This window comes from Bacillus sp. FSL R5-0709 (genome assembly GCF_038004785.1).
GTDB lineage: Bacteria > Bacillota > Bacilli > Bacillales > Bacillaceae_G > Bacillus_A > Bacillus_A mycoides.
Genome location: NZ_JBBORT010000001.1, coordinates 2993063 through 3004909, shown reverse-complemented (window position 1 = coordinate 3004909; position 11847 = coordinate 2993063). Strand labels below are relative to the sequence as shown.

Annotated in this window: 8 protein-coding genes and 1 pseudogene; 8 read left to right on the top strand and 1 reads right to left on the bottom strand. The window is 33.5% G+C overall.

The window, feature by feature from the left end; translation table 11 throughout:
• Nucleotides 1-342 precede the first annotated feature (342 nt).
• The 6 genes from MKX37_RS15350 to MKX37_RS15325 all read left to right on the top strand — a co-directional run bounded on the left by MKX37_RS15350 (nt 343) and on the right by MKX37_RS15325 (nt 7057).
• The gene (locus tag MKX37_RS15350; protein ID WP_002017159.1) at nt 343-1056 is read left to right on the top strand and encodes a response regulator transcription factor; all 714 of its coding nucleotides are present in this window, start codon (nt 343-345) and stop codon (nt 1054-1056) included.
• On the top strand, nt 1053-2111 hold the full coding sequence (locus MKX37_RS15345) for a sensor histidine kinase (protein ID WP_002128066.1): 1059 nt from the start codon (nt 1053-1055) through the stop codon (nt 2109-2111). Before MKX37_RS15350 ends, MKX37_RS15345 begins: the two co-directional genes overlap by 4 nt.
• A gap of 98 nt (nt 2112-2209) precedes the next feature.
• Nucleotides 2210-2707, top strand: a complete 498-nt coding sequence (locus MKX37_RS15340) for a DM13 domain-containing protein (RefSeq protein WP_078422110.1) — start codon at nt 2210-2212, stop codon at nt 2705-2707.
• Between the two features lie 1125 nt (nt 2708-3832).
• Complete coding sequence (sdaAB, locus tag MKX37_RS15335) at nt 3833-4531, top strand: L-serine ammonia-lyase, iron-sulfur-dependent subunit beta (protein WP_078422111.1); 699 nt, start codon at nt 3833-3835, stop codon at nt 4529-4531.
• Nucleotides 4532-4553: 22 nt separating this feature from the next.
• Nucleotides 4554-5444, top strand: a complete 891-nt coding sequence (sdaAA, locus tag MKX37_RS15330) for an L-serine ammonia-lyase, iron-sulfur-dependent, subunit alpha (protein ID WP_002128063.1) — start codon at nt 4554-4556, stop codon at nt 5442-5444.
• A gap of 293 nt (nt 5445-5737) precedes the next feature.
• On the top strand, nt 5738-7057 hold the full coding sequence (locus MKX37_RS15325; protein WP_002128061.1) for an aromatic amino acid transport family protein: 1320 nt from the start codon (nt 5738-5740) through the stop codon (nt 7055-7057).
• A gap of 105 nt (nt 7058-7162) precedes the next feature.
• Here the strand turns inward: MKX37_RS15325 and MKX37_RS15320 are convergent.
• Nucleotides 7163-7273: pseudogene (locus tag MKX37_RS15320) on the bottom strand (IS6 family transposase); the annotation flags it as partial.
• Between the two features lie 755 nt (nt 7274-8028).
• Here MKX37_RS15320 and MKX37_RS15315 point away from each other — a divergent pair.
• Both MKX37_RS15315 and MKX37_RS15310 read left to right on the top strand, forming a co-directional pair.
• The gene (locus MKX37_RS15315; RefSeq protein ID WP_050000575.1) at nt 8029-9561 is read left to right on the top strand and encodes an alpha/beta hydrolase; all 1533 of its coding nucleotides are present in this window, start codon (nt 8029-8031) and stop codon (nt 9559-9561) included.
• 604 nt (nt 9562-10165) lie between these two features.
• Nucleotides 10166-11611, top strand: coding sequence for a L,D-transpeptidase family protein (locus MKX37_RS15310; protein WP_002128059.1), 1446 nt, complete (start codon nt 10166-10168; stop codon nt 11609-11611).
• The last annotated feature ends 236 nt before the right edge of the window (nt 11612-11847 follow it).

The window sequence follows — 11847 nt, the reverse complement described above, 5'->3', positions numbered from 1 at the left end:
AGAGAACTGGAAATGAATTGAATCCGAAAAGTTAGATACAATAATTTAGGTTACTAATAAGGAATGAGTTCGATGGTGAATCGGACTCATTCCTTTTAATTTATATAATTTAGAAACTACTATTTTAAATACTTATCTAGTCATATAAGTAATCAAATGTTAAGATTACTATCTGTATTACATGATTTATTTTCCGAATTTTCATTCGTTTCGAGGGTGAAATGTGGAATTCTGATTTATTTATGTGATTAGTTTTTATATCTTTACCTATAAAGATATTTTTATTGGGTAATAGAAAAAATAAATTTTTTGTTATTGGTGAAAAAGAAGTGAGGATAGTATATGAAGAAAAGAATTTTAATCGTAGAAGATGAAGAAAATATTCGAGAAGTATGCAAACGGTATTTAGAAAGAGAAGAATATGAAGTTTATACCGCTGTAAATGGTAAAGAAGGTTGGGATTTATTTCTTACACATCAACCAGATTTAATTATATTAGATTTGATGATGCCAAAAAAAGATGGATGGGAATTATGCGAGGAAATTCGTCAACAATCAAATGTCCCTATTATTATGTTAACTGCTAAGGGAGAGGAAAGGGATCGAATTTTAGGCTTAACAATGGGGGCAGATGATTATTTAACAAAGCCATTTTCCCCTCGTGAATTAGTATTAAGGGTTCAAATTATACTAAGAAGAGGAAGCCATGTACAAATACAAGCGAAAGAATCCTTATTGGAAGTGATAGAGTTTCCAGATTTAAAAATATATCCAAAGACAAGATATGTACTTGTTTGTAATAAGGAAGTGGAGTTAACGGTGAAAGAGTTTGAGGTACTTTATCTCATGGCAAAGCATCCAAAACAAGTATTTTCTCGCTCGCAGCTTCTTGAATTAATTTGGGATTTTGGACATGAAGGAGCATCAAACACAGTTACCGTGTTAGTGAGTCGTTTACGTGAAAAACTCGAGAAGCATACGATAAAGAATCGTTGGATTCATACGGTTTGGGGTATAGGATATCGCTTTGAGCCAAATGGAGGAAATGAAACATGAGATTACGTATTCAATTGTTACTCATGAATCTATTAAGTACTAGTATTATGGTAATTGCTATATGGTATAGTGATACGAAAATGTTACTTGAACCGGAACAAACGCGGTTATTAACAGTAATTGCATTTGTGGCATTCATTATTTCAACGTTTATTTATTGGTTAATGACACGTCCTATCATGAGATCTATACAAAATTTAATAAAATTGACGAAACAATTTAGTGATAGACACTTTGAAACGATGTATATAATTGGGCAAGAACCACGTGAGTTTAAAGAATTGGCAACAGCCTTTCAACAGATGGCAAAAAAATTAGAAGAAGGGTTTACTAAGTTAGAGGAACAGGAAAACTCTCGTAAGGAGCTAATTACCAATATCTCACACGACTTACGAACACCTATGACTAGCATGCAAATGATGATAGAAGCATTACAAGATAACCTGATTGAAGATCCTGAAATGAAAAAGCAATACTTAGCAACGGTTTTAAAAGAAATAGAAAGATTAAATGGATTAATTAACGACTTATTTGATCTTTCAAAGTTAGAGTTTGAGCAAGTAGATTTTCACCCAAGTTTCACACATTTAGATAAAGTTCTATTAGATGTATTAGAGTCACATTCTGTCTTATTAGGAGACAAACAAATCCATGTGCAATTGGATGTCCCTGATACATTACCTCGACTTTTGATTATGCCTTGTAAAATAGAAAGGGTCATAGGTAATTTATTACATAATGCAATTCGATATTCTCCTATCTCTGGAACAATTGAATTGACTGTAGTGGAAAATAAACCAACTCAACAGGTCCAATTCACTTTGCGGGATGAAGGAATGGGAATTTCTCCAAATGATCAATTACGCGTATTTGAACGTTTTTTTAGAACAGATCGATCAAGAAGTTCACAATCTGGAGGTTCCGGACTTGGATTAGCTATTGCAAAATCATTGATTGAAATGCACAAAGGGGAAATTGGTGTAAGGAATCGCGCAGATGGTAAGCAGGGAAGTGAATTTTGGTTCACTCTTCCCATCACATCAGTAAAAAAATAAGACGGCTGAAAGACTTTTGTAACATTTACGTTAGAAAAATGAAAGACCTTCTTGTTAACATACTACTACACAGTATGTTACAGGAGGTTTTTTACTTTATGAAAAGAAAATATGTATGGCTTATAGGTGGTTTGATAATTGTATTGGGGATTTTATGGTCATTGTTCCGACCAGAGAAATTATTTATTGATAAGCACGTAAATGAATCATTGCCACAAGCAGAGATACAATCAACTGAAGTAAGGCAACAAAGTGATCGAGTAATAAGGGAAGGTCAGTTTCAAAACGGTGTCCATGAAACAACTGGAACGGCAAAAATTTACCAATTAGCGGATGGAAAACGTGTTTTACGAATTTCTGATTTTGCAACATCTAATGGGCCAGATGTACGAGTTGTATTAGTTCCTACAAATCGTTTGAAAAATAATGAAGACGTGAAAAACTATCAGTATATTGAATTAGGAAAATTAAAGGGAAATAAAGGAGACCAAAACTACGAAATTCCTGAAGGGATAGATGTAAGTGAATATGGTTCGGTTTCTGTTTGGTGTAAAAGATTTAATGAAAACTTTGGTGCGGTTTATTTTAATAATTAAATATGAACTTAAAATTTCCTCTTACAGGCAAAATTCATCGGGGGAATGATAATAGTTGCAGCGGACTTAGTTGCTAAGAAGGGCACTCATAAGAGTGTTTTTTTCATATTCTTCAATATTTGTATATTTTAGAGCTATTGGACGTTTACGGAGAGATTTTATTTAGTGTGGAAGCGTACTGTCTGTGAATAGAAGGATGAATAATATGTTACAGGAAAACATAACTCTTTTATAACTTAATTTTGAAGGAACATATACTTTTTTCATTTATCGGCTTGTAAAGAAGTATGGAAATTAAAGTTTATAATTTAAAAGTCAGCTTAAAGATGCAATAAGCAATTTGAATAGTAATCTTAAGTAAATAAAAAAGAGAGAGGAGCATCGATGAGCTCTTCTCTCTTTTTAAATCTAATTAGGGTTTCCATAACTGTAAAGGGGATGGTGTAAATTGTTGGATATTACCAAAATATTACTTTAAATTAAGATTATAAAAAAAGAAGTTCCTTTTTTCTGAAAAATGAATGTTAATGCAAAATCAATGATTAATATTCAAAAATGATTTTATAGTTCATTAATTTATTACTTGCTATCTATATTAATCATTTATTGCAACAGCTTTCATGTCCAAAATTAAATGTTTCAACAAAGGATAATATAAGTATCATTATAATGATTTTCCAATATAATCAATGTGTTAATGAAAGGAATTCTGTGTTATTTTTGCTTTTCTACTAACTAATACAGCTTCAAACAAAGGACACAATTGCTACATGCTAAGTGTAATCTATTACCCATTCAAGATTCTGTTTATTCAATCTTTCTAAAAATAAAAAAATATTGTACTCATAAATATACAAGCTATAATGAGGGCGTCGAGAAAGAATTTATTACCTCTAGAGAAAGTATCAAACCTAGTTTTTTTGCAAAAATCCTAATGACATTGTAAATAACCTTTTAAATTTGGACATACTGACATGATTACTCTAAGAAAGGTATGTGATCAAAAGGAAAAGTGTATTTGACACGAGAATGAAAGCGCCTTCAATAAGGTCTTGTTTTGAATCAGTCATTTTAGTAACTTAGATTCAACTGCAATTAAAAATAATAAATTATGGGGGTGCTTATATGAAAATGAATGTAGCATCTATTAAAGAAAAAAAGGTTGTTAAATACAAAAGTTGTTTTGATGTGATTGGGCCCATAATGATAGGTCCTTCAAGTTCACATACTGCAGGTGCTTTGGCTATTGGAACAGTAGCCAATAAATTATTTCAAGGTCTTCCAAAAAAAGTCGTGGTAAGGTATTATGAATCATTTGCTGAAACCCATAAAGGACATGGAACTGATTTTGCGATTATTGCTGGGATACTAGGATTTGCAGCCGATGACAGCGAAGTGCCAGATGCTATTAAAATAGCAGAATCTAAAGGAATCGACATTACCTTTATTGAAAAAGCGGGTGATAGTCCTGCTGATCATCCAAATACGGCAGATGTATATTTAGAGGATGAAAGTCGAAGTATTAGAACGATGGGTATTTCTGTCGGCGGTGGATTAATTGAAATCAAACATGTTGAAATTGACGGATTTAGTTTAGATCTGCAGGGGCCATTGCCAGTCATTATTGCAATTTCCGAAAGAGCTGACTTTGAATTTGTTTTACGCAGGATCTTTAAACAATATGATGTAGAAATTAATAACTTTCATAGTTTAGAAGGAAATAGGAAATATTTATATGCATTCGCATTGGATTCGCTATTGCCTGGTAATCTCCAGGAGGAATTAGGAAATTTAAGCAATATAGCTAAGCTCATTATTCTTTAGTTACATTAGGGAGTGAAAAAATATGTATATGGCCATAAAAGAAATTGTGGATGCAGCTAATAAAAGCCAAAAGACAATTTATGAATTAGCAATTGAACAGGAAATTGAACAAACTAAATCTACTTATGAAGAAGTTTGGAGTAAAATGGAACGAAATTTAGCGACTATGCAAAATGCTATAAATAAAAGTATCGAGGGCGACGGTGTATTTTCTCCAACTGGTTTAACCGGAGGTGATGCTGTTAAAATTAAAAACTATCGAGAAAATAGGAAAACCCTTTCTGGAGATTTGATGGTGTTAGGGATCCAAAGTGCTATCGGTGTTAATGAAGTAAATGCTGCATTAGGAGCTATTTGTGCAACTCCAACAGCAGGTGCGAGTGGGACGATTCCGGGAGTCCTATTTAGTATTAAAGATACGTTGCAGTTAAGTCATGAAGATATGATTCATTTTCTATTTACTTCAGCGTTATTTGGAACGATAGTCGCAAACAACGCTTGTATTTCAGGAGCGTACGGAGGATGTCAAGCTGAAGTAGGCAGTGCCTCAGCGATGGCGGCTGCAGCTGCGGTAGAAGCTGCAGGTGGAACGCCACAGCAATCTTCTGTAGCTTTTTCGATTGCATTACAAAATTTACTCGGTTTAGTTTGTGATCCGGTCGCTGGTTTGGTAGAAATTCCTTGTGTAAAGAGAAACGCCATTGGAACGGCAAATGCTTTAGCAGCAGCGGACATCGCATTAGCCGGCGTAAACAATATCATCAATGCTGACGAAGTTATTGAAGCGATGTATAGAGTTGGAAGACAGATGCCTCGCGAATTAAGAGAGACAGGTTTAGGTGGAATTGCAGCAACACCTACAGGGATTGCCATTAAAAATAAAATCTTTGGAGAGAAACAATCAAATCAATGAACAATCATCGGGTATATTGTGAAATAGTTAACAATCTATTCTCTATTGTTCGCCTAAGGATGTCTGTATATTGGGGGAATTACTAATAAAATATACTACTATACAATTGGAATATTTTGCAAGTTGTAACAACCCCGTCAGATTGATGCTTCGCTAATTTTTTGATTTTGATTAACTTAGAAGAAGGATATACGATGTGGCGCACTTTATAAGCAATTCATTTTTCAAGAACGGTCTATATTCCGATGCCTTAAATAGAGAAGTAAGAATAGGAAACTAGGAGGAATTATTATATGAATGGGAATACTGCAAAAAACATAGAATTTCAAGCTGATAATACTGCAGTAAAAAATGAGAAATATCCAGACCCTAAAAAGTGGCATAAACAGGATACTACCTGGGCATTGAGTCTTTTTGGAACAGCAATTGGAGCAGGAGTACTCTTCTTACCTATTAATGCAGGTTCAGGTGGTTTATTATCATTACTGTTAATTACCATACTTGCATATCCAGTTATGTATTACTCACATAGGGCGCTTGCTAAAATGATATACGCTTCTAATTCTGCTGATGAGGGGATTACGGGTACTATAAGAGAGTATTTCGGAAATAAGGCAAGTATCATTTTTAACATAGTATATTTCGTCTCAATTTATACGATCGTGCTGATGTATTCGGTTGCACTTACAAATACTGCAAGTAGTTTTATCGTGCATCAATTGCACATGCAGGAGCCTCCAAGGGCCATTTTATCGCTTGTATTAGTACTCGGTCTTATCGCTATACTAAATTTTGGTCAAGATATTACTGTAAAGATAATGAGCATGCTAGTATATCCTTTCATTGTTTCTCTACTTTTTATCGCAATATCTTTAATTCCACAGTGGAATACGTCAATGCTAAGTTTTTCAAGTGTTTCTACTGCTTCAACTGGAACGGGATATTTTGGAACAATATGGATGATACTACCAATCATCGTATTCTCGTTTAATCATTCTCCTATGATTTCGTCATTCGTTATGAAACAGAGAGCTACGTATGGAATAGATGCTACTGATGCCAAGTGTGCTCAAATACAAAAAGTTTGTTATATCATGACATTCGCTGTTGTTATGTTCTTTGTTTGGAGCAGTACTTTAAGTTTGACTCCAGATGATCTTAAGGTGGCAAAAGAACAGAACTTGTCAATCCTATCATATCTTGCTAATGAGCTTAATTCACCAGTAATCACTATTGCGGCGCCTATCATTGCATTTGTGGCTATTACAAAGTCTTTCCTTGGCCATTATATAGGGGCGTATGAGGTAATGCGTGACATGATTATCAAGTCCGGTAAAAAACGTGGGAAAGATATAGGAGAAAAAACAGTTAAGACAATGATTCTTACTTTTGTCGTATTAACATGCTGGTATGTTGCTTATACAAATCCAAGTATTCTTGGAATCATTGATGCCCTTAGCGGTCCGTTAGTTGCGGCTATCTTATGTCTATTACCAATGTATGCAATTCGTAAAGTGCCTGTACTAGCTAAATATAGAGGGAAGATGAGCAATGTATTTGTTATTGTTATAGGTATCCTTACTGTCCTAGCGAGTATTAAGTCGTTATTCTAATTTACTATTGTTAGTTCTGATGCAAAAATAGTGGGATATGAAAAAAGAATGAAAAATTCCTAGCGGAACTGAATTAAATATTATTAAACCAGAGCGATTATGGTATTGGACAAACTTTTCCCCTTGGGGAGTTTGTCCTTTTTTGATTATAAGCATAACTTCTATTCCAGCAATCACTTTCTTAGCTGTTTGTAATGAGTTTAATTCAATCATATTATGGTGCCAATTAATGTACATCAAGCTAGTATTTTGAAAGAATCCTTCTTATTTTTCGTTCTGGAGAATATCCGTTTCTTAAGTTAATGGTTTTGAAGTCACCCTTAAATGAAAATTTTCTGTCTCTACATTTAGTTATTTTGAGAAGTCAGCTCATTTTTTGTTTTGAGGCGTTTCTTTTTCTTAAACTGTTGGATATGAGTACCCTCTAGTATAAATTTTACTATTGAAACAAGTGATTTTAACAACGTTAGGAGTGTTCCAGACAGCACAATGTAATTTGTGTTACATAGCAAGAAAAATAATCAAAATTTAAAGCGTGAAAAAGAAGCACCAAAGCAAATAACATTGGTGTTTCTTTTTTTTGCGCTTTCAGGCACAGAGGTTCATACAGCACTATTATAAAAGCGATTTCGAATGTAAGGGATTTGTAAGGAATAGGTAAGGAAAAAGAGATTTTCATTGTATATGATAAAAATATAAAGTAGCACGAAGGGGGAAACAGGTACGACTTATATATGAAAAATAAACCAGTAAAAAGAGTGTTTTAAAGAAAAGAAGTAATTTCTAGAGTTAACATACATGTGGAAAAAGAGGGAGAAGGCATTTTATATTAAAGTTTGTTTATAATAGCTTTTTAACCCGTTAGAGGGGATTGTAAAATAGATTATTAATCGCCTGTAAAATTTCTATTTCCTTATAGTACTAGGCATGCTGTATTAAAAATTTTAATTGTGAAGGGAGAATTAATAAATATGAGCACGAAAAAAAGAATAGGGAGTAAGTTATTACTTGTCGGTGCAATGTGTGCAATAACCATTCCTTCGGTTTCATATGCGGAGGAAGTAATTTCACCTAAAAATTTCGAGGATTATTCAAACTTGTATGAGGGACGGAATAAGGACGTATTGAAAACAAGTTTATATCAAAATACATATAATAATCCGTTCAACCACCAAATTAAATCGAAATTAAAGGAAACAAACACAAATATAAAAAAAATAGACAATATTGACGATGAAAATCCTGTTATATCTACTGCTCTTTCATTTATCCGTTCTATGCATACTGAAGATTATAAATCTGCATTTGATTTAACTTCTCGATCATTACAGAAAATAATATCTGAAAAATGGCTGAAGAACTATTGGGAGGAACTTCCTACGAAATTACCAGCAGGTTCTTTTATGGGAATTGGAGAGGTGACACAAAAAGAGACGAATTCTGTTCATACAAATGTTGAGATTAAATTAGTTTTTGAACAATTTACAGTACCTTTATTAATTAAACTAGATCCATCTGGAAAAATAGATGATTTTCAACTCAGTATGTCGTTTAGTCCTGTTGCAGATCGGCCATCATATAGTAAACCTGAATCATTTATTGATAAAGAAGTAGTAGTTGGAAGTGGTGCATTTCCATTACCAGGAACATTATCTGTTCCAAAGGGAAAGGGCCCTTTTCCAGCGGTTATTCTTGTTCATGGAGCTGGAGCAGTCGATCAGGATTCAGCAACGTATGCTTTAAAACCATTTCGCGATCTAGCTGAAGGTCTTGCTTCGAAAGGAATTGCTGTCCTTCGCTATAATAAACGAACCTATGAACATGGATTGAAAACAGAACTTAGTCCTTTTTATACAGTTGATAAAGAGACAACAGATGATGCTCTTTTGGTGACTCATTTTCTTCAAAATGAACCTATGATAGATAAGAATCAAATTTATATTCTTGGTCATAGTCAAGGTGGAATGATGATTCCGAGGATAATTGAAAAAAATCAAAATCAAAATATTGCTGGGGCAATTGTGATGGGAGGGGCGGCCAAGGCATTCATAGACAATGTTTTAGATCAATTTGAGTATCGTCTTTCTATTGGAGAAATGAAACCAGAAGAATATAAATTTTACAAATCGCAATTTGAATTATTAAAGGATCCTAATTTCTCTAGTCAGAATCCTCCAAAGGATTTTTCTTTAGGACCACCAGTATATTGGGATTCAATCCGTAAAATTAAAGCAGCAGAAATGTCAAAAGAACAAAAAACACCGCTTCTTATTCTTCAAGGAGAAAGAGACTATCGAGTTCCTTCAAAAATTGAAATTCCCTTTTGGAAAGAACAATTAAAAGAGCGAGATAACGTTGATTATCGACTATATCCAAAGTTAAATCACTTCTTTACAGAAGAAGATGGAGAATTAAGTAAATCGGATGAATATTATAGTCCTGCTAATATCCCTGAGTATGTTATAAATGATATTGCTACTTGGGTGCAAGGAAGATTGAAATAAAATTAGCAACTATATTTTTAAATAGCTATTTTCAGTCCTTAAGATAGAAATATATATAATTATATTATGATGTAAATAACTATAACGAACGGAGTAAAGTTTCTTATTCAAATACTTTAGATTCTCATACCTGGGGGCATCATCCATGCTAGCGTCTTAATATTTGGAAGTATATACAAATACTCTAAACGAAAAAACGGTATTCTTTCTATCTAAGATGTAGAAGGATTATCGTTTATTTTTTTGAAATGTAAAAAAAATTAACATTAATAACAGAATTATATAAACTAATAATGTAAAAGTTTTTGGCAAAATTAGGGGTGATGTTCATAAAAATGGAGAACATACTTCGTATTTTACGTAAAGAGAAAAAGCTTTCACAAGAGATTTAGCTAAATCCCTTGGTGTAACAGTTGATTAAAGTTTCAGTTTATTACTTGTAAAGGGTTATTCAATGTATCGTACTATTGAAAAACCCGAATTTAATTAATTAAATGCGATAAAATCTTTTTAAAAATAATGAAATTTTAGGAAAAATAAGGTACACTAGTCAATGGTTTTAGTTTAAAATCGATTGACGTTAATGTATACGGGGGAAAGATTGATGAACAATAATCCAATAAATGAATCAGTTGAAGAAGTTGAGAGAAAACGAGTAAGATCAAGCAAACGTTTTACAAATTGGAAGCTTATTGCAGCGGGTGTTGGTGTAATTGTACTTCTCATTGGAGGAATGAGTTATTATCAGACAACTCACTTCAATTCAAATGTTACGATTAATGACACAAAAGTCGGTGGTCTGAACGCTGATCAGGCAATACAGAAATTAAAAACATCTGGACTAGAAAACAAAGTCTATGTTGATCAACAACAAATTTTAGATGAAAAAGATACAAAAACGGAACTTACGGAAAAAGATTTGCCTCAAGTTAAGAAACTATTAAAAAGCCAGTGGACATTTTTCCCTTCCTCAAAGGAAAAAAAATATTCAGTGCTACCGGAAAAGGCGGATCAGTATCGTAGTGAAACGATGAAAAAACTTGTAGAAGAAAAGCTCATCTCTATGAATGAAAAATTAAAAGCGCCTCAAGATGCTATGGCGAAGCTTGAACAAGGAAAAGTTGTTATTTCGAAGAGCGTTGATGGAAAACAGTATGACGTTACTAGTCTACTGAAAGATTACGACAAGCAGAAGTATAAAAGTGAAATTCATCTGAAGTCTACATACATACAGCCTATTAAAGAAGACGATCCGATTGTCAAAAAAGAGGAGAAAGCACTACAGAATCTTCTTGGGCAGTCTGTTGAGTATAAAGTGCAGAATGAAGTGTATCCTTTAAAAGCGAAAGATTTAATTCAGAATGCCTCTATGTCAAAGGATATGAAAGTTACAATCGATGCGAGCGACATTAAAAATAAGATTGCTGAAATTAATAATGCTAAATCAACATTAAATAAAAATTTCAGCTTTAAAACCCATTCCGGTTCGGTCATATCAGTAAAAGGACAAGGCTACGGCTGGGCACTAGATGTTGAAAAAGAAACAAAACAAGTTCAACAAGCTTTTGAAAAGGGTGAAAAATCGCTATCTGCTTCTAATATCCATGGAAATGGTTGGGAGAAGGAAGGTATCGGTTATGAAACAACATCGAATAATGGCATCGGAGACACGTATGCGGAAGTTTCAATTGCAGATCAACAAATTTGGATTTATAAAGATGGGAAATTAGTCGTCACAACAAATGTAGTAACTGGTAAACATAGCACGAGTGAAGATACATCACCAGGTGTGTGGTACGTCTTATATAAACGAACACCATACACGCTCAAAGGCAGCGCAGTAGGTAAAGCTGATTATGCAGTTAAGGTAGATTACTGGGTTCCATTCACAAATAGCGGCCAAGGATTCCATGATGCAGGCTGGCGAAAAGACTGGGCAAATAATGCTTATTTAACAGGGGGATCAGGCGGGTGTGTAAACCTTCTTCCTAATGTTGCAAAAACTGTATATGATAGTTTGAACACTAATGATCCAGTTATTGTGTACTAGAAAATAGCTACGTATCAAGAAATAAATAAAGCAGGAAATCTTATCTGATGGTACATGAAAAACACCTCTTGAATTCGCATATTTAGTGTGCAAATTCAATGGAGGTGTTTTTGTTTGAAAACAAGAGTTCATTGCCTATAAGAAACGAAGTAGAAAGAGATTGAGATGATAAATAGATATTCAAATAGTCAATAAAATTGACACTGAATATCATTTTCATTTATTATGAAATCGTC